18 protein-coding genes are annotated in these 19,147 nt (G+C 35.1%); 15 read left to right on the top strand and 3 right to left on the bottom strand.

All coding sequences use genetic code 11. From position 1 onward, the window contains the following. Positions 1-10: 10 nt before the first annotated feature. From ruvB to yajC, 5 genes are read left to right on the top strand one after another with little or no spacing between them, the layout of a single operon-like run. A complete protein-coding gene (ruvB, locus tag D2K60_RS17795) occupies positions 11-1,012 on the top strand; it encodes a Holliday junction branch migration DNA helicase RuvB (protein WP_117169120.1) in 1,002 nt (333 codons plus the stop codon). Then, entirely contained in the window at positions 1,009-1,209 is a 201-nt protein-coding gene (locus tag D2K60_RS17790; protein WP_117169121.1) for a DUF2905 domain-containing protein, read from the top strand. Before ruvB ends, D2K60_RS17790 begins: the two co-directional genes overlap by 4 nt. A gap of 10 nt (positions 1,210-1,219) precedes the next feature. Beyond that, positions 1,220-2,251 (top strand): tRNA preQ1(34) S-adenosylmethionine ribosyltransferase-isomerase QueA, encoded by a 1,032-nt coding sequence (queA, locus tag D2K60_RS17785; protein WP_117169122.1) that lies wholly within the window; start codon positions 1,220-1,222, stop codon positions 2,249-2,251. 31 nt (positions 2,252-2,282) lie between these two features. Beyond that, entirely contained in the window at positions 2,283-3,422 is a 1,140-nt protein-coding gene (tgt, locus tag D2K60_RS17780) for a tRNA guanosine(34) transglycosylase Tgt (protein ID WP_117169123.1), read from the top strand. A gap of 16 nt (positions 3,423-3,438) precedes the next feature. Then, positions 3,439-3,705, top strand: a complete 267-nt coding sequence (yajC, locus tag D2K60_RS17775) for a preprotein translocase subunit YajC (protein ID WP_117169124.1) — start codon at positions 3,439-3,441, stop codon at positions 3,703-3,705. A gap of 595 nt (positions 3,706-4,300) precedes the next feature. Here yajC and D2K60_RS17770 read toward each other — a convergent pair. Further along, entirely contained in the window at positions 4,301-4,675 is a 375-nt protein-coding gene (locus D2K60_RS17770) for a TIGR04086 family membrane protein (RefSeq protein ID WP_117169125.1), read from the bottom strand. Between the two features lie 156 nt (positions 4,676-4,831). Between D2K60_RS17770 and D2K60_RS17765 the strand changes: the two genes are divergently transcribed. Both D2K60_RS17765 and D2K60_RS17760 read left to right on the top strand, forming a co-directional pair. Continuing rightward, entirely contained in the window at positions 4,832-6,139 is a 1,308-nt protein-coding gene (locus D2K60_RS17765; protein ID WP_117169126.1) for an ArsB/NhaD family transporter, read from the top strand. 58 nt (positions 6,140-6,197) lie between these two features. Then, positions 6,198-6,866: a DUF421 domain-containing protein gene (locus D2K60_RS17760; protein ID WP_117169127.1), complete on the top strand. Its 669-nt coding sequence runs from the start codon at positions 6,198-6,200 to the stop codon at positions 6,864-6,866. On the opposite strand, the gene spoVB is transcribed toward D2K60_RS17760, so the two are convergent. Continuing rightward, the gene (gene spoVB / locus D2K60_RS17755; protein ID WP_117169128.1) at positions 6,856-8,409 is read right to left on the bottom strand and encodes a stage V sporulation protein B; all 1,554 of its coding nucleotides are present in this window, start codon (positions 8,407-8,409) and stop codon (positions 6,856-6,858) included. The two genes, D2K60_RS17760 and spoVB, sit on opposite strands and share 11 nt — an antisense overlap. A 113-nt stretch (positions 8,410-8,522) precedes the next feature. Between spoVB and D2K60_RS17750 the strand changes: the two genes are divergently transcribed. From D2K60_RS17750 to dtd, 7 genes are all read left to right on the top strand, one after another. After that, positions 8,523-8,819: a post-transcriptional regulator gene (locus tag D2K60_RS17750; RefSeq protein ID WP_117169129.1), complete on the top strand. Its 297-nt coding sequence runs from the start codon at positions 8,523-8,525 to the stop codon at positions 8,817-8,819. 180 nt (positions 8,820-8,999) lie between these two features. Further along, on the top strand, positions 9,000-11,246 hold the full coding sequence (gene secDF, locus D2K60_RS17745; protein WP_117169130.1) for a protein translocase subunit SecDF: 2,247 nt from the start codon (positions 9,000-9,002) through the stop codon (positions 11,244-11,246). A 101-nt stretch (positions 11,247-11,347) separates the two neighbouring features. Continuing rightward, complete coding sequence (locus D2K60_RS17740) at positions 11,348-11,686, top strand: LapA family protein (RefSeq protein WP_117169131.1); 339 nt, start codon at positions 11,348-11,350, stop codon at positions 11,684-11,686. A 66-nt stretch (positions 11,687-11,752) separates the two neighbouring features. Then, positions 11,753-14,104, top strand: coding sequence for a single-stranded-DNA-specific exonuclease RecJ (gene recJ, locus D2K60_RS17735; RefSeq protein ID WP_117169132.1), 2,352 nt, complete (start codon positions 11,753-11,755; stop codon positions 14,102-14,104). After that, entirely contained in the window at positions 14,094-14,606 is a 513-nt protein-coding gene (locus D2K60_RS17730; protein ID WP_117169133.1) for an adenine phosphoribosyltransferase, read from the top strand. The genes recJ and D2K60_RS17730 overlap by 11 nt, the downstream gene beginning before the upstream one ends. A gap of 396 nt (positions 14,607-15,002) precedes the next feature. Further along, entirely contained in the window at positions 15,003-17,204 is a 2,202-nt protein-coding gene (locus tag D2K60_RS17725) for a RelA/SpoT family protein (RefSeq protein ID WP_117169134.1), read from the top strand. A gap of 23 nt (positions 17,205-17,227) precedes the next feature. Further along, the gene (gene dtd / locus D2K60_RS17720) at positions 17,228-17,671 is read left to right on the top strand and encodes a D-aminoacyl-tRNA deacylase (RefSeq protein WP_117169135.1); all 444 of its coding nucleotides are present in this window, start codon (positions 17,228-17,230) and stop codon (positions 17,669-17,671) included. A gap of 49 nt (positions 17,672-17,720) precedes the next feature. Here the strand turns inward: dtd and D2K60_RS17715 are convergent, their stop codons facing one another. Continuing rightward, positions 17,721-18,839, bottom strand: coding sequence for an N-acetylmuramoyl-L-alanine amidase family protein (locus tag D2K60_RS17715; RefSeq protein WP_162880721.1), 1,119 nt, complete (start codon positions 18,837-18,839; stop codon positions 17,721-17,723). A gap of 97 nt (positions 18,840-18,936) precedes the next feature. Between D2K60_RS17715 and D2K60_RS20770 the strand changes: the two genes are divergently transcribed. Continuing rightward, a complete protein-coding gene (locus D2K60_RS20770; RefSeq protein WP_162880722.1) occupies positions 18,937-19,107 on the top strand; it encodes a hypothetical protein in 171 nt (56 codons plus the stop codon). The last annotated feature ends 40 nt before the right edge of the window (positions 19,108-19,147 follow it).

Raw genomic sequence — 19,147 nt, 5'->3', positions numbered from 1 at the left:
GGGTGAGAAAATGGAAGAACGTATGATTTCAAGTGAAATACATGAGGAAGACACATCCATCGAATTAAGTCTGCGACCCTCCACATTAGCTCAGTATATTGGCCAACATAAAGCGAAGGAAAACTTAGCCATTTTTATTGAAGCGGCGCGATTACGTAATGAACCTTTGGACCATGTTTTATTATATGGCCCACCAGGATTAGGGAAAACAACGATGGCTTCGATTATTGCAAATGAAATGGGTGTACAATTTCGGACAACTTCTGGGCCAGCAATTGAACGTGCAGGTGATCTAGCTGCAATTTTATCCTCGTTAGAAACTGGGGATGTTCTATTTATTGATGAGATTCATCGTTTACCACGGGCTGTTGAAGAGATACTATATCCAGCGATGGAGGACTTTTGTTTAGATATTGTTATAGGTACAGGTTCTACGGCTCGTTCTGTTCGTTTAGAACTGCCACCATTTACGTTAGTAGGTGCAACAACACGAGCTGGGCTATTAACTGCCCCATTACGTGATCGTTTTGGTGTATTAAGTCGTTTAGAATTTTATGAAACGAATGATTTATGTGAAATTGTTGAGCGAACTGCTTCGATTTTTGAAGTAACAATTGAAAAACAGTCAGCATTAGAGATTGCAAGAAGATCTCGTGGAACGCCGCGAATTGCTAATCGATTGTTAAAGCGGGTGCGTGATATATCTCAAGTTCGTGGAGAATCTGCAATTAGTTTAGCAATAACAAAAGAAGCATTAAAGATGTTGCAGGTTGATCAATCTGGGTTAGATCACATTGATCACAAACTATTAATCGCTATAATTGATTCTTTCCAGGGTGGTCCAGTTGGAATAGATACATTAGCAGCAACAGTTGGAGAGGAATCGCAGACGATTGAAGATGTCTATGAACCATTTTTATTGCAGATGGGCTTTATTCAACGTACACCAAGAGGACGTCTTGCGACACCAAAAGCGTATCAGCATGTTAATCGTGAGGTGCCAAAACCTTGACCGATTTCGGTAAAATGCTTATTGTTATAGGGGTTGCATTAATAATAGTTGGGGTTTTTTCAGGTTTCTTTGGTAAACTACCTGGTGATATTAGCTTTAAGAAAGGTAATTTTTCATTTCACTTCCCAATTGTGACATCTATTATGGTTAGTGTGATTTTGTCGGTTATTTTATTTATTATCAGTAAGTTTCGTTAAGGAGTGCAACATGGAGATAAAAGATTTTGATTTCAATTTACCAGAAGAATTAATAGCACAAACACCATTGAAAGATCGTACGTCATCTCGATTATTAATAATGAATCGAAAAGATCGAAAAATGGAACATAAAAAGTTTGTTGATGTACTAGATTATTTAAATACGGGCGATTGTTTAGTATTAAATGATACAAAAGTACTGCCAGCGCGTTTATTTGGCAGTAAAATTGAAACTGGTGCAAAGATAGAAGTACTATTGCTTCATCAACAAGAGGAAGAAGATGTTTGGGAAGTATTAGTTAAACCAGGGAAAAAGGTCAAAATAGGAACTGAAATAAGTTTTGGAAGTGGGAAATTAACTTGTGTCTGCCTTGATGTAAAAGAGCATGGTGGTCGTATTGTGAAGTTTAACTATCAAGGCATTTTTTTAGAAGTATTAAATGAACTTGGAGAAATGCCACTTCCTCCATATATCAAAGAACAATTACCTGATCAAGACCGCTATCAAACGGTATATGCGCGCGAGCAAGGATCTGCGGCTGCGCCAACAGCTGGCCTGCACTTTACGGAAGATCTTTTAGAAAAAATTAAAGCAAAAGGTATTACGGTTGCTTTCTTAACGTTACATGTTGGTTTGGGTACATTTCGTCCAGTAAGTGTTGATACGGTTGAAGAGCATGATATGCATGCTGAATTTTATCAGATGTCACAAGAAACAGCTGATACGATTAACAATACGAAAAATAATGGTGGTAAAGTAATAGCAGTAGGAACGACATCTACCAGGACGTTAGAAACGATCGCACGCGATTATAACGGTAAACTAGTTGCTGCTAATGGTTGGACGGATATCTTTATTTATCCACCGTACAAATTTCGCGTAGTTGATGGTTTAATTACTAATTTCCATTTGCCAAAATCAACACTTGTTATGTTAGTTAGTGCTTTAGCAGATAGAGATTTTGTATTAGAAGCATATAACGAAGCAGTACGTGAAAAATATCGCTTTTTTAGTTTTGGCGATGCAATGTTAATTCTTTAAATTTTACAACTAGAAAGGAAAAATACAAAACATGGCAGCAATCACATATGAATTAATTAAAACGTGTAAACAAACTGGGGCTAGACTAGGTAAGGTCCATACACCACATGGTTCTTTTGATACACCGATGTTTATGCCAGTCGGCACATTAGCAACTGTTAAGACGATGAGTCCTGAAGAATTAGAAGAGATAGGTTCAAAAATAATACTATCAAACACCTATCATTTATGGCTTCGACCTGGTGAAGATATTATTAAAGAAGCTGGAGGCTTGCATAAATTCATGAATTGGGATAAGGCGATTTTAACCGATTCAGGAGGTTTTCAAGTTTTTAGTTTAAGCGATTTACGTGATATAGAAGAAAAAGGTGTCCATTTCCGCAATCACATTAGTGGAGAGAAATTGTTTCTGTCACCAGAAAAAGCAATGGATATCCAAAATTCCTTAGGTGCGGATATTATGATGGCTTTTGATGAATGTCCACCATATCCAGCAGAACATAAATATATGAAAGATTCAGTGGAACGAACGAGTAGATGGGCCGAGCGATGTCTGGAGGCACATAACCGTCCTGGAGATCAAGGTTTATTTGGTATTATTCAAGGAGGCGAGTATGAGGACCTTCGCCGTTTAAGTGCTAACGACTTAACATCACTTGACTTTCCAGGTTACGCAATTGGTGGACTTTCGGTTGGTGAACCGAAAGATGTGATGAATCGTGTTTTAGACTTCACGACTCCGATGCTGCCAACTGAAAAGCCACGTTATTTGATGGGTGTAGGATCGCCTGATTCTTTAATTGATGGTGCAATTCGAGGAATTGACATGTTTGATTGTGTTTTGCCAACGCGAATCGCTCGTAATGGTACGTGCATGACATCAGAAGGACGAGTTGTTATTCGCAATGCAAAATACGCACGTGATTTCTCGCCAATTGATCCAAATTGTAAGTGTAATACTTGCCGAAACTACTCACGTGCTTATATTCGTCATCTTGTAAAAGCAAATGAAACTTTCGGTTTTAGACTTACTACTTATCATAACCTGTATTTTCTGTTAAACTTAATGGAGCAAGTCCGCGAAGCGATAAAAGAAGATCGTCTTGGTGATTTCAAAGAGAAATTCTTTGAAGATTATGGTTATAATAAACCAAATGCTAAAAACTTTTAAGAAGGAGGGGAATAGATTGGATATAATTGCAACGGTATTTCCATTTATATTGATGTTTGTGATTTTTTATTTTCTTTTGATTCGTCCGCAACAAAAACGACAAAAGAAAGTAAAACAAATGCAAAGCGATCTACAAAAGGGAGACAAAATTATCACGATTGGTGGCATGCACGGTACAGTGTTTGCAATCGATGAAGATACGGTTGTTCTTGAAGTAGATGGAACGAAGCTTACATATGATCGTTCGTCTGTTAGAGATGTAGTCTCACAGATAGAAGCTTAATAATAAAATGCAATAGATTAACGAATAAAGAGGACATGCACAAAGTGCTGTCCTCTTTATTTTTTATTAATTCAACTTTCACAGAGTAAATTTGGCAAATAAGTCTTGCAATCTAAAGTTGACTTAGGCTCTTTTCATAATCATCATTGCGTTTTATCTAACGAACGTGATGGAAAATGGATTCCCTTTCCGGCACAGCCACGTATGTAGCGAGACAGTCTTTTAAAGGGGGTGTCTACTAAAAGATTGTTGTTTATTAGAGACACCCATACACTCCACCATAACGTACTCGCTCCTCAAGTAAAATTGGCTCCCTTTCCACAGGCACGGCTTCAGCTAACTCGGAAGCAAAAAAACGCTTCCGAGTGGATCTTCAGACCATGCTGTTCCTGTAGGACAAGGAAAGCTTCGACAGCGATACATCGTACGAGAAATTGTTTTTTATTTTCGAGGATGTCGCCAATTTCACTTGATACACTAGTTTAGTACACAGTAACATAAAAAGAGCGTAAATTAATTACATGAGACACAGCTATACTCCAAACTTAAAATAGCTAATGATTAGACTTATTTTTTTGGTGAGAAATTTAATTTACTAAGCTTTACGATACATATTAACTCCGAAAATTGCCCCAACTAAACCTGTTACTAAAAACCCAGTATGATAGAAAATCTGTGATAAAGAAAAAACAGTTTGAAGTCCTAAGTATTGGTATAAGAAAATAAATAAAGAAAATCCAAGGCTAGTAAGAATACCAATTAGCCATCCTTTCTCCCCAGCTTTTAACCCAGCAACCCAACCACCAGCAAATAATGCAAGAAAGCTAATAATCGTTGTTGTCCCACTTAGTGTAGATGCTCCCAAAGAAGTAAATCGCAGTAATAAAGATAAAATAAGACTTGCTAATAATAGGATAGCTAATATGACAATCCAGCCATGTAACAGTGCCTTAAACCTTGTATTTACCATAAGTGTCCCTCCTTCGCTTGTCCAAAATTACGTGTTAGTTAAATCTATGCAATAGTTACTAAAAAAGACTTAAATATTTCCGTTTTCTCAGCATATATTGATAGAAAAGCTCTATGTATTAGACAGGTTAAATTACCCTTGGAAAGGGGACAAGCAATGGCTTTTACAATAGCAATTATCATTTTTATCATATGCTACCTATTTATCATTTCGGAAAAAGTTAATCAAGCGTTAATAGCCCTCTCAGGCGGCGTTTTGTTATTGCTTACAAAGGTATATTCATGGGAGGATGCATTCACCAATTACATTGATTGGAATACAATTGCGTTGCTTTTTTCAATGATGGTCTTAGTTTCAGTAACGAAGAAAACGGGATTGTTTACTTATATTGCAATCATATTTGCACAGAAAGTAAATGGTGCTCCAATACCGTTGTTAATAGGGACTGCTGTCTTAACTGCCTTAGGCTCTGCATTACTTGATAATGTAACGACAGTGCTGTTATTTGTTCCAATAATTTTAACATTAACAAAGCTGTTAGAGTTACCGACCTTCCCTTATTTATTAACGATTATTTTGAGTTCTAATATAGGAGGAACGGCTACACTAATTGGAGATCCACCAAATATTATGATTGGTCAGGCAGTTGAACATTTTACGTTTTTATCATTCATTACTAATTTAGGGCCTGTTGTTATTATTTTATTTGTCTGTATGGTTGCGTTTGTTGTGGTGCGATTTAGAAAAGAGTTAATCATGCAACCACATTTAGTAGACAATTTACTAAAAATTAACGCAACTACATACATTAAAAAAAGTCCCATGCTGTATCAATCTATTTCTGTACTTGGTATAACAATTCTCGGATTTCTACTTCATCCAGTATTTCATATTGATCTAACGACTGTTGCAGTTTTTGGTGCCCTACTTTTACTGATGTTAACCGAAAAAGAACTAGAAACAGAAAAAGTATTTCAAGAGATTGAGTGGATTACTTTATTCTTTTTTATTGGATTGTTCATGCTAGTTGGTGGTCTTGAAGAAGTAGGTGCTATTGATGAATTAGCACGATATATTATTTGGGTAACGGAGGGTGACCTGCCTTTAACGGCTATTATACTGCTATGGATATCAGGTTTAATCTCTCAAATTATTAATAACATTCCATTTGTGGCTGCGATGATACCAGTTATTGAAGAGTTTCAAGCGTATGGCATGACAAACGTTGATCCATTATGGTGGTCGCTAGCACTAGGCGCATGTCTAGGTGGTAATGGTACATTAATTGGTGCATCGGCTAATGTTGTCGTAGCTGGATTAGCTGAGGGTGAGGGTGAAAGTATATCCTTTATGCGTTATTTAAAGTATGGTGTACCGTTTGTTTTATTTTCAATGCTTATATCTACACTATATATATATTTACGTTATTTGCGTCCTTTTATCGATTCTTTTTTGTTAGGATAATAACTAGGAAAAAGGTGATATTAAAAGGGGGAATAGACCATCAAGTGAGGACGTGATAATGGTGGAATTTGAGTTAGGAACCTTAATGTTTCGAACATTCTTTATGTATATCGTAGTTGTCATTATCTTCCGTTTGATGGGTAAACGTGAAATTGGTGAGCTAAGTATATTGGATATTGTTGTGTTTATTATGGTGGCAGAAATGGCGGTATTAACAGTCGAGGATACTGATAGGATGTTGGTTGAAGCTTTAATTCCAATGGTGCTTTTATTATTTATTCAACGAACTGTTGCATGGCTATCATTAAAAAACAAACATTTCAGGGATTGGTTTGAAGGGAAAGCCTCTGTAATTATTTCACGTGGCAAAGTGGATGAATATGAAATGAAGAAAAATCGTTATACTTTTGATGATTTATTACAACAACTGAGAGAGAATGGAACGAAGAGTATTCAGGATGTTGCATTTGCAATTTTAGAACCATCAGGTAAATTGTCCATTTTTGAGCATCCGAATCAAGAAGAGGAAAATGGTTTTGTTGTACCGCTTATCATGGATGGTGATATTTTACTAGAAGAATTAGAGAAAATAGATCAAAATGAAGCTTGGCTTATAGCGAAACTAAAACAAAAAGGATATTCTGATATAAAGCAGATATCCTTTTGTTCTTTAGATCAATCAGGCAACTGGTTTGTAGATATTAAAAATGAATATACTAAGAGATAAAACGATTAATAAAGGGGATTTGAGCTAATTCGTCTTTTGTAATAAATCGTAATAAAAAAAGTAAACCAATATATACAACCATAATTGAAAACAAGATAAATAATAATGGGAGCAAGGTAGTTTCGTATCCTGTAAAAACTTGTTTGAAAATAGTTGCTGTGAGCCAAGTTAATCCTAATAAAGCAAACATTTTAAATAGATCAGCTTTAGGAATGCTAAATTGAATTACTTTATATAATGTCGCTAGGTGTAAGAAGGTACCTAGCACAACTCCTACGGTCATCGCGATCGCTGCCCCCATAATACCAAATGCTGGATTTGTTGTTAACATAATTAATATAACAAATTTCACACCTGTACTGATTATATTATTCCACATCGCTTTTTGAGCAAAGTCTAATGCTTGCAAGGTAGCGTTCAATGGAAATTGAATGTATAAAAATAAAAAGAAAGGCGCCATTAGAATTAGAAATCCGCTAGCATTCGTTGACCCGTACATAAAATGTAATATAGGTGAAGCGAACATAGTTAATATAATTGTTGCTATTGCACCGGAAGCAAAGGAAATTCGGATTGCTTGGTGGATGCGATAATGCACTAGGGAATGATTATGTTTTGCTTCTGCTTCACTGATATTTGGAATTAAAGCAACAGCTAATGAATGTGTAATAAAAGTAGGTAAAAATAACAGTGGAATAGCGTAACCAGTTAATGCGCCATATTGTTTGGTTGCTGCGATAGTCCCAATACCTGCAATTGCTAAACTTTGCGATACTAAGATGGGTTCTAAAAAATTTGAGATTGAACCAACTAACCGACTTCCTGTACTAGGTAACGCAATTGATAATAAAGATTTTAATGTATCTTTCCCTGAAGTGATATAGGAAAAAGTAGCATGATGTAACGTGATTCGCTTGTGTCTACGAAACATTCGTAACATGAACATAAGTGAAATGAATTCCCCAATTATGACTGAAATCATGGCCCCACAAGCAGCGAACTCAATGCCATATGGAAGTAATAATCTTATGAAAAATGCAACACAAGAAATACGAATTACCTGTTCAATAACTTGTGCATAACTTTGTGGTTTCATATTTTGCCTTCCTTGAAAATAACCCCGAATAACAGATGAAATTGCACTAATAGGCACCATTGGCGTAATAGCTAGTAACGGATATAATGTTCTTGGGTCTGTTAAAAAGTACTTTGAAATAATGGGTGCACTAATAATCATCCCTATTGTAAAAAATATACTCAATGTACCAGTAATAACGAGTGATATTATAAGGATTTTTTTAATTTGTTTTGTGTTATTATTTGCTTCCGCTTCCGCTACTCGTTTGGAAATTGCGATAGGTAGTCCAAACTGTGATAAAGTATAGATGAGAAACAAGGTTGGTAAGGCCATATTGTAAAGCCCAATACCTTCTTCACCCATTAGCCTAGCTACAACAATTCGATTAACAAAACCTAGTAATCGAGTGATTAGTCCTGCTACTATTAAAATAAGTGTACCTTGTAAAAATGTTTGTTTTGTCATTAGTGACAATCCTACCTTCTCAAAAAAATGAAATTCCTATACAATAATGTATATGCAGGTAGATTGGTCAAGCATGACAAGCAGTTAGATAAATTCCTTAGGAGGTTTTATACATGGCGTTAGTAAAACAAGTAGAAGACTGGAAAAGCTCAATTTTAATGGTCTTAGACAGTAAAGTAGAAGAATTAATTTTAATGGACTATGATAATGCGACGCGAGAAATTGTTTGGAATTGCTTAGTAGAAAAAGTTTGGAAAGGTAATCCTGAAAAACGGTTGTTTCAAATTGTAGAAGATATTTTACATTTAAGTGCGAGTAAATATATGAGTTATTTAACAATGCAATCCTATCAAAATGAAGATTTGATGGCTTCTATCACTGCAATAAGTGAAATGAATGAAGTGAAATAATCAATTATTTAGCGATTTTCGGATTGACATTAGGTGTTCTTCGTTTCATAATATTTTGGTAGTATAGTTTTAAATATATAAATGTAATAGAGTTTAAATGAGTTACGCTATTCTTTCATAAAGTAGTCTTACATAGTTTTTTTAAAAAGAAAGAATAGGGTAGAGGAGGCGCAATTGTCTATGGTAAAACGAGGCAGAATTATTGCCTTTTTTCTGATCGTCTTAGTGTTAGCAGGTACAATTGGGACGACAATAACAGGTGTTACGAAAGATATAAAGTTAGGTTTAGATCTGCAAGGTGGGGTTGAAATTCTTTACGATGTTGAGGCACTCGATGGTGGGGATATAGACACGGCTGATCTTGAAGCCACTGTTGAATCATTGCGTCAACGTGTCGATGTGTTAGGTGTAAGTGAGCCTAATTTCAATATTGAAGAGCCAAATCGGATAAGAGTTCAATTAGCTGGGATCGAAAACGAAGATGAAGCACGTGAATTACTATCCACTTCTGCCCAATTGTCGTTTCGAGATGTCAATGATGTAGAGTATTTAAATGGATCAGACATTGTTGAAGGTAGTGCGAAACAAGATTTCGATGCCACGACAAATCAACCGATTGTAACCGTCCAATTTAAAGATGCTTCCGCATTTGCAGCGGTAACGAGTGAAATTTCTCAAATGTCAGATAATCGTTTAGCAATTTGGATGGATTTTGAAGAAGGCGATTCATTTGAGGAAGAGTCTCAAAAGACAGACCATAAATATATCTCTGCTCCGGCTGTCAGCTATACGATTGATCAACCAAATGTACAAATCGATGGTAGTTTTACAGTTGAATCTGCTAAACAACTTGCAGATATTCTAAATGCTGGCTCACTACCCGTAAAATTAACGGAAGAATATACAACATCTGTAGGTGCTCAATTTGGTTTGCAAGCACTAGATAAAACAATCTTTGCAGGTATGCTCGGGATTGCATCTATCTTTCTATTCATGCTTGTTTATTATCGCTTCCCAGGCTTTATAGCTGTTGTAACATTGAGTATATATATTTATTTAGTATTACTCGTATTTGAATTAATGAATGGTGTATTAACGTTACCTGGTATTGCTGCCTTGATACTCGGGGTAGGTATGGCAGTAGACGCTAACATCATTACCTATGAACGAATGAAAGAAGAATTAAAGCAAGGTAAGTCTATAGGTGCTGCATTTAAATCGGCAAATAGTAATTCACTTTCAACTATTTTTGATGCGAATATTACGACTTTAATTGCAGCAACAGTCCTATTTACATTTGGTACAAGCTCTGTAAAAGGGTTTGCGACTTTATTAATAGTAAGTATAATCTTAAGCTTTATCACTGCAGTTTTTGGTGCGCGATTCTTCTTAGGTCTATGGGTTAAGAGTAAGTTCTTGAATAAGCGTCAAGGCTGGTTTGGTGTTAAGAAATCTGAAATAAAAGACATAGCTGATACAAGCGAAGTGGAGCCGAAAGTTTTTGGTCGTCAAATTGATTTCGTGAAGCATCGCAAAAAGTTTTTTGCGCTCTCAGGTATTTTAGTTATAACTGGTATCGCATGTTTAAGTATTTTTGGATTAAACCTTGGAATTGATTTCGAAAGTGGTTCACGTGTTGAAATTAATGTAGGTGAACCAATTACAATTGAGCAAATTGAACAAGACTTTGAAGCAATTGGAATAGAACCAGAAAACGTTGTTTTATCTGGTAATGCTAATGATATTGCTGTCGCACGTTTTGATACTAAATTGGAACAAGAGACAGTAGCTGACGTTCGAACATACTTTAATGAGACATATGGTTCTGATCCGAATGTAAGTACTGTATCACCTGTTGTAGGTCAAGAATTGGCTAAAAATGCCGTTTTAGCAGTCATAATTGCTTCAATTGGTATCATTATTTATGTAACGATTCGTTTTGAATTTTATTTCGCATTAACAGCGATTCTAGCTCTACTACATGATGCTTTCTTTATACTCGCATTATTCAGTATTACTCAACTAGAATTTGATATAACGATTATTGCTGCAATACTAACGATAGTCGGTTATTCAATTAATGATACAATCGTTACATTTGACCGAATTAGAGAAAATCTTAAAGTGAAGAAGAGAGTACGATCATTTGACGAATTAGCTGAGATCGTCAATAGGAGTTTAATGCAAACATTGGGTAGAAGTATAAATACCGTACTGACTGTTATTATAGCTGCTGTTTTCCTATATATTTTCGGTGCAACTTCGATTACCAACTTCTCATTTGCACTCGTTGTTGGTTTAATCGCTGGTACGTATTCATCACTATTTATTGCCGCTCAAGTATGGTTAATATGGCGTGGTAAGAACATAAAAGAAAACCCAATTGTATATACTGAGAAGAAAAGAAATGATGGTCCACAGGTTTAATAAGTATAGCTCTTCCTAATAAGGAAGAGCTATTTTCAGTACGTTTTATATGTATCAATTTAGGGAAATATACTACTAATTAAATAGAATGAGGTGATAACATGAAAGGACAAACGCATATTATTTTGGCACTTATTTTCGCACTTATTGTTGCTGTTTTTGCAGTTATTAATGTTGCTCCTGTTGAAGTGGATTATCTATTTGGCACTGGACATGCACCATTAGTACTTGTCATTTTGGTATCCGTTTTAATGGGTGGTTTAATTACAAGTGCATTTGGTGTTTTTCGACTAATAAAATATCAAAAACAAGTTCGTTCACTCGAAAAAGAAATTGCAAGTTACAAGACTATTGAGAAAGAAAATGATACGTCCACATTAGATGAGAAAAATGAAGATCAAGATGAAATTAATAACACAATTAACACTTCTAAGGAATAATAAGAAGTAATTGTATTTGAACCCCCTGGCATACTCTTGTATAATAAGTGAGTCAGGGGTGAATTAATGTTACAGAGTCAATCAAAATGGAATTTTACATATAAACAACAGGTTGCAATGTCTGAGGAACTTGCATCATTAAATGTGTCACCTATGATCAAAGGAATGTTAGCTAAACGAGATATTTCTACGAAAGAAGAAGCGGAAGCATTCTTAAATCCAGATTTGAAGCATTTATATGATCCTAGTTTATTAAACGATATTGAAAAAACAAAAATACGCATTGATCAAGCAATTGATCAAGGAGAAAGTATTTTAGTTTTTGGCGATTATGATGCTGATGGTGTAAGTGCTACAGCTGTATTAATTGAGGCATTGCGTGAGGCGGGAGCAATGTGTGATTATTATATTCCGAATCGGTTTACAGAGGGTTATGGACCTAATGAACAGGCTTTTAGAGATGCGAAAGAACAAGGTTTTCAACTTATTATTACCGTGGATACTGGAATTGCAGCAATAGAACCAGCCGCTGTGGCGAAAGAAATTGGGATTGATTTAATTATTACGGATCACCATGAAGTGCAGGAATCACTTCCAGAAGCATATGCGATTGTACATCCTAAATGCTCTGAAAATTACCCATTTAAAGAATTAGCTGGCGTAGGTGTTGCATTTAAATTAGCGGAACATTTATTGGGGTATTTTCCAACACAACTTTTAGACCTCGTTGTGATTGGAACAATTGCAGATTTAGTGCCACTAGTAGATGAAAATCGTATTCTGGCTTATCACGGTCTAAAAGCAATTAGTCAATCAAATCGTCCTGGTATTCAGGCTTTAAAACAAATGTGTAGTATACAAGGTGATATGACGGAAGAGGATATTGGCTTTCTAATTGGCCCTCGAATAAATGCTGTTGGTCGTTTACAAACAGCTTATCCTGCAGTTGAATTGTTAGTGACTGAAGACCAGGCAGAAGCAGAAGAAATTGCAACACAAATTAACGAACTAAATCAAGAGCGGCAACAAATTGTTAAAGAAATTGCCAAAGAAGCAATATTAATGGTTGAAGCTACACCAAATGAGAATAAAAACGTTATTGTTGTTGCGAAAGAAGGATGGAATCAAGGTGTTCTGGGTATTGTAGCCTCGAAACTAGTTCGCACATATCAGCGACCTGCGATTGTATTAACGATTCAACCAGAAGAAGGTTATGCAAAAGGTTCTGCTCGTAGTATTCAAGCATTTAATTTATTTGAAAACGGCATGCGAATAAAGGATCAATTTCTACGGTTTGGTGGACATTCTCAAGCAGCAGGTATGACTCTTTTAAAAGAGAATGTTGATGTCATACGAAATTCACTTAATCAGTTAGCAGAGGAACAACTGCAACCTGAAGATTATAAAGAACAATTAGATATAGAAGACTCTATTGAAATTAATGCAATAGATCTCGAGCTAATTAATGAGTTAAATAAAATAGCGCCATTCGGTATGGCTAATCCAAAGCCATTATTCCATTTGAAGGCTAAACCTGTTGAATTGCGACAAATTGGAAGTGACCAAAATCATTTAAAAGTTTCATTTCGTTCGGATGCTGTTCAATTGGCTGTGATTGGTTTTGGAATGGGTGAATTGTACCCTTCTATTTCAGAACATAGTGAAATAGAAACAGTAGGTTTTTTACAAATAAATGAGTGGAATGGTAAAAAAAGCCCACAACTCATGCTGAAAGACCTGGCAGTAAATGAATGGCAATTATTTGATTATCGTGGTTCCAAATTATGGCCAAAAAAATTGGAACATTTAGATGTCAATCAAACACTTACACTCTCCTTTACTACAAAAGTATCGGAACAGAAAGTTGTAGGAACATATAGCACATTTGAAGAGTTGAGCATACTTGTTGAACAACAAGGTGTGAAAAACTTTAAAAATTTAATTTTATTAGACTTACCAAATCAATTAGATCAATTAGAAGAGGTATTTGCACTTCTTTCACCACAAAATATCTTTGCCTGTTACCATATTGAAGAAGAACATTTTTTACAGTCGTTTCCAACTCGTGAGGACTTTAAATGGTTTTATGGGATGTTAGTAAAAAGGGGCCAATTTAATACAAAGAATGAAATAAATATGTTGAGTAAAAGTAAGGGTTGGAAAATAAATAAAATAGAGTTTATTATAAAGGTGTTTTCTGAGCTAGACTTTGTTAAAATATCAGATGGTGTAATTTATCCTAATAAGCAAGTTGAAAAACGAGATTTAACTGAATCAAATGCTTATCAACAATCAATTAGACAAGCTGAGATGGAAAAAGTATTATACTATTCTAGTTATCGTGAATTAAAGACATGGATGGACAGTCAAATGGAGCAAAATAGCTCCGTTGAGGAGGAAGTAACATATGAATTATAAAGATTATATTACAGTGGTAGATGATTGGCCAAAAGAAGGCGTGCGTTTTAAGGATATTACAACCTTAATGGATAATGGCAAAGCATATAAAGCTGCGGTTGATGAAATCGTTGCTTACGCTAATAAAAAAGATATTGATATAATCGTTGGTCCTGAAGCTAGAGGGTTTATCGTGGGTTGTCCTGTAGCCTATGCTTTAGAGATTGGATTTGCACCGGTTAGAAAAGAAGGTAAATTACCACGTGAAGTAATTAAAGTAAATTATGGTTTAGAATATGGTGAAAATGTACTAACACTTCATAAAGATGCAATCAAACCGGGTCAACGTATACTAATAACAGATGACTTATTAGCTACTGGTGGAACGATTGATGCAACGATTAAGTTGGTAGAACAATTAGGTGGTATCGTAGTCGGATGTGCTTTCCTAATAGAACTAACATACTTAAACGGTCGAGATAAACTAGAGGGTTATGATATACTAACTCTAATGGAATATTAGGGAAGAGTAAGGAATCTACATCATAATATTGTTGTGACGACACATTTTCAATTGAAGCTGTGTGCCATAGCTGAAGCCGTGCCTGTGGAAAGGGAGCCAATTTCACTTGAGAAGCGAGTACGTTACAAAAGCAACAATTTTTTATAAGAAAGGGGTGCCTAATTGGAGGTACTCCTTATTTTCCTAATTAGATGCATAATTTGTTTTATTTTGTCAATTTCATGTTTAAAAAAGTGTCAATGCGAGAGAATTAGGTTAAGGGATTTGAAAACCTTGTATCATTTGGACAAATCTTTTATTATACTATAATAAAGCTTCATGATTTTCGTTCTTATATATTTATATGGAAAATGTCATACTAAATGAACAGAGGCATAAGAGGGTAAAGGTGATAAAATGTCGAAAGAGAATATTTTGACAGCGCAAGATGTAATTGAAAAAGCTGCTCAATATCTTTCAGGTAAAGAGCTTGATTTTATTAGGCGTGCATATGAATATGCTAAAAAGGCACATGAGAACCAATTTAGGAAATCAGGCGAACCATATATTATCCACCCAGTTCAAGTGGCTGGAATTTTAGTTCACTTAGAACTAGATCCCGAAACGATTGCTGGTGGTTTTTTACATGATGTCGTGGAAGATACAGACATAACGATAGAAATGTTGCAAGAAAACTTTAATAATGAAGTTGCAATGTTAGTAGATGGTGTTACAAAATTAGGTAAAATTAAATACAAATCAAAAGAGGCACAGCAAGCAGAAAATCACCGCAAGATGTTCATTGCGATGGCAAAAGATATTCGTGTTATTTTGATAAAATTAGCTGATCGTTTGCATAATATGCGCACTTTAAAACACTTACCTCCCGAGAAACAAAGACGGATTTCAAATGAAACGCTGGAAATCTTCGCACCATTAGCACATCGATTAGGTATATCTGCTATAAAATGGGAACTGGAAGATACAGCTTTGCGCTATTTAAATCCTCAACAGTATTATCGTATTGTCAATTTGATGAAACAAAAGCGACAAGAACGTGAATTTTATATTGAAGAAGTTATGACAGAAGTGCAAAATCAATTAGTTGATATAAGTATTAAAGCTGAATTTTCTGGAAGACCAAAACATTTATATAGTATTTATCGTAAAATGGTATTACAAAATAAACAATTTAATGAGATTTATGATTTACTTGCAGTTCGAATAATTGTCGAGAGTATTAAAGATTGTTATGCCGTTTTAGGAATTATTCACACGTGTTGGAAACCTATGCCAGGGCGTTTTAAAGACTATATCGCTATGCCAAAACCTAATTTATATCAGTCATTACACACAACAGTGATTGGTCCTAAAGGCGCACCGCTAGAAGTGCAAATTCGAACAAAAGAAATGCATGAGATAGCTGAATATGGGATTGCAGCACATTGGGCTTATAAAGAGGGGAAACAAGTAGAGCAAACAAAAGGTAATTCAGAGAAGAAATTAGCTTGGTTTAGAGAGATTTTAGAGTGGCAAACAGAAACACATGATGCAGAAGAATTTATGGAATCACTAAAGGTCGATCTCTTCTCTGATATGGTATATGTTTTTACTCCAAAAGGAGATGTTATTGAACTGCCTGCTGGTTCGGTTCCCATTGATTTTTCCTATAAAATCCATACAGAAGTTGGAAACCAAACGATTGGTGCCCGGATAAACGGAAAAATGGAGCCATTAGATTATCAACTCAAGAATGGAGACATTGTTGAAGTCATCACATCAAAAAATTCATATGGCCCGTCACGTGATTGGGTGAAGATGGCACAAACATCTCAAGCTAAAAACAGAATTAAACAATTTTTCAAGAAACAACAACGAGATGAAAATGTAGTAAAAGGAAAAGAAATGGTTGATAAAGAAGTAAAAGCAACTGGTTTTGCTCTTAAAGATGCCATTACAACAGACAACTTAACTAGAGTTGCAGAACGTTTTAATTTTATAAGTATTGAAGATATGTACGCAGCTGTAGGATACCAAGGAATAACGGCTGCTCAAATTGCAACTCGTTTAACAGAAAAGTTGCGAAAAGAAGAACAAAATCAGGAGTTAGAGCAAATTTTAGAGGGTGCACAGAAAAAAACTGTAAAACAAAAAACTTCTCGTAAAAAAGACTCTGGTGTAAAAGTAGAAGGTATCGATAACTTATTAATACGACTATCAAAATGTTGTAATCCTGTACCAGGCGATAAGATTGTTGGATTTGTTACTAAAGGTCGTGGTGTTTCTGTGCATCGTGTGGATTGTCCTAATATTAAGACAGAGTTAACTGATGAACGTTTACTTTATGTAGAATGGGAAGATAGTAACACGGATATAAAACAATATCACGTTGATTTAGAAATAACTGGGTATGATCGTCGTGGTTTGTTAAATGACGTTTTACAGTCCGTAAACGAAATGCGAACAAATATTACTGCGGTGAACGGAAAGTCTGATCGAAATAAAATGGCAGTGATTCATTTAACTATTTTAATTCATAACTTAGGACATTTACGTAAAATTGTTGATCGATTGAAACAAATAAAAGACGTATATACAGTAGAACGTGTATTGCAATAGTAGTTTTAAAGGAGATATTTTTAATGAAGGCTGTTATTCAAAGGGTCAATCATGCAAACGTATCGGTAAAAGATGAACGAGTTGGAGAAATTGGACGAGGTTTAATGGTCTTACTTGGTGTCACGCACGAGGATACGTTAAAAGATGCAGATTACCTTGTTCAAAAAATTATTCACTTGCGTATTTTTGAAGATGATTCAGAAAAAATGAATCTCTCTGTAAAAGATGTAGAGGGAAGTATATTATCTGTTTCGCAGTTTACCTTATACGGAGATTGTCGAAAAGGTAGAAGACCCAATTTTATGAAAGCGGCTAAACCTGATTACGCAAAAGAGTGTTATGATTATTTTAATCAATCTATTGAAGAAGCTGGAATTCATTTAGAAAGTGGTTTATTTGGTGCCATGATGGATATAGAATTAGTTAATAGTGGTCCTGTTACACTTATATTAGATAGTAAAGAATAAATATAGTAAAAAAGTAGATCTTCCATCAGGAAAAATCTACTTTTTTTGTTTATTCATTAAATGAGTAATATCTTTGCAAACCAGCGATAATACCCTGTGCGATTTTCTTCTGGTAAGAAAGTGTTTGTATTTTTGATTCTTCTTCAACGTTTGATATGAATCCTAATTCCAACAGTAGTGAAGGACGATGATTTGTACGAATTACTTGATAGTCTCCATAATCAACTTGACGATCTTCTGCTACTAATGATTTTAATAATTCTTCATGCACTACATTAGCTAAAGCTTCATCACTATCGTTATAATAGTACGTGCTTATTCCGGCAGCATTTGGATATTGTGGTGTGCTATTATAATGTAAACTTAGAAACATGTCCGCATTCCAATAATTAGAAAAAGCTGCTCTACTTGTAAGTGTGTAATAATGATCATCATCACGCGTTAAATAAACAGTTGCTCCAAGTTGTTCTAGATAGGACTTCACCATTTCAACTGTACGTAACGTGTAATTTTTTTCGTAATTACCACCTGCACCAATTGCTCCAACATCCCTACCCCCATGGCCAGCATCTAGTACAATCACTTTATTTTGGAAAACCGAAGTTACATCTTTTTGAATTGGTGTGACATTTCCAACAACCCATGAAGGAACATAACCGGTTGTGTTATCCCACTCTATCTCAAACCAATCATTCTCGGATCGGATTGCGGAAATCTTTTCACCTTTAGCTAGTGTTGTGAGAATGTCTCCACTAGTAGATGGTTGACTACGAACGTTGGTTACTTGAAATTTTGTCATCAGATTGTTAAAAGTATTCTGCTCTTCAGGAACGCTTGCTGTATTTTCCTCTGTCGTTTCTGTTTCTTCTAGTTGATCAGATTCTTCATCCGTTTCCGATTCAGATAATAGGCTAACATATTCTGCTGAAACCCAAACTGTTTCAGAATTATATGAAAGTGCTATCCACTCTGATTGTTCTTCAATAACTTGGAAGATTTCTCCCGTGTTAACTTGTCCAACTATATCATAGTCTTCGCCAGGTCCACTTCTTAAATTTAGTCCATCAGCCGCAATCTTTACTTCTTGTGCATAGACTATAGATGAACTGGATAGACTAAAAATAAGAAGAAGGAAGAAGAAAAATATATGTTTTTGTCGTAGACGCATGGTGTACCTCCAAAAGTTTGTTAAAAGAATATATTGATAAACGCTATTGCAATTATAATAGAACAACTCTAAAATTACCATAAGGGAGTTAAACTTCATGCGAGTTAATGATAATCAGTCTACTAAATACAATAATGGACTGTTAAATGTGGATTTTCATCGGTTTATTGAACTTGACTCTGTAAGCAATAGTTTAGAAATTGCAGAGGAGTTAGGTATTTCATTAGATGATGTTAAAAAATTAAAAAGAAAATTAAATCGTTCTTGACAAGATAGCTTAGAAACAGTAATATTATAAACAATTCTTA

The organism is Paraliobacillus sediminis, assembly GCF_003426055.1.
This window is presented reverse-complemented; position numbering and strand designations above follow the sequence as displayed.

Coding starts and splice junctions, on each gene's coding strand:
- ruvB (WP_117169120.1), top strand. CDS start 11: ATGGAAGAACGTATGATTTCAAGTGAAATACATGAGGAAGACACATCC.
- queA (WP_117169122.1), top strand. CDS start 1,220: ATGGAGATAAAAGATTTTGATTTCAATTTACCAGAAGAATTAATAGCA.
- tgt (WP_117169123.1), top strand. CDS start 2,283: ATGGCAGCAATCACATATGAATTAATTAAAACGTGTAAACAAACTGGG.
- D2K60_RS17770 (WP_117169125.1), bottom strand. CDS start 4,675: ATGGTAAATACAAGGTTTAAGGCACTGTTACATGGCTGGATTGTCATA.
- D2K60_RS17765 (WP_117169126.1), top strand. CDS start 4,832: ATGGCTTTTACAATAGCAATTATCATTTTTATCATATGCTACCTATTT.
- D2K60_RS17760 (WP_117169127.1), top strand. CDS start 6,198: ATGGTGGAATTTGAGTTAGGAACCTTAATGTTTCGAACATTCTTTATG.
- spoVB (WP_117169128.1), bottom strand. CDS start 8,409: ATGACAAAACAAACATTTTTACAAGGTACACTTATTTTAATAGTAGCA.
- D2K60_RS17750 (WP_117169129.1), top strand. CDS start 8,523: ATGGCGTTAGTAAAACAAGTAGAAGACTGGAAAAGCTCAATTTTAATG.
- secDF (WP_117169130.1), top strand. CDS start 9,000: ATGGTAAAACGAGGCAGAATTATTGCCTTTTTTCTGATCGTCTTAGTG.
- D2K60_RS17740 (WP_117169131.1), top strand. CDS start 11,348: ATGAAAGGACAAACGCATATTATTTTGGCACTTATTTTCGCACTTATT.
- recJ (WP_117169132.1), top strand. CDS start 11,753: ATGTTACAGAGTCAATCAAAATGGAATTTTACATATAAACAACAGGTT.
- D2K60_RS17730 (WP_117169133.1), top strand. CDS start 14,094: ATGAATTATAAAGATTATATTACAGTGGTAGATGATTGGCCAAAAGAA.
- D2K60_RS17725 (WP_117169134.1), top strand. CDS start 15,003: ATGTCGAAAGAGAATATTTTGACAGCGCAAGATGTAATTGAAAAAGCT.
- dtd (WP_117169135.1), top strand. CDS start 17,228: ATGAAGGCTGTTATTCAAAGGGTCAATCATGCAAACGTATCGGTAAAA.
- D2K60_RS17715 (WP_162880721.1), bottom strand. CDS start 18,839: ATGCGTCTACGACAAAAACATATATTTTTCTTCTTCCTTCTTCTTATT.
- D2K60_RS20770 (WP_162880722.1), top strand. CDS start 18,937: ATGCGAGTTAATGATAATCAGTCTACTAAATACAATAATGGACTGTTA.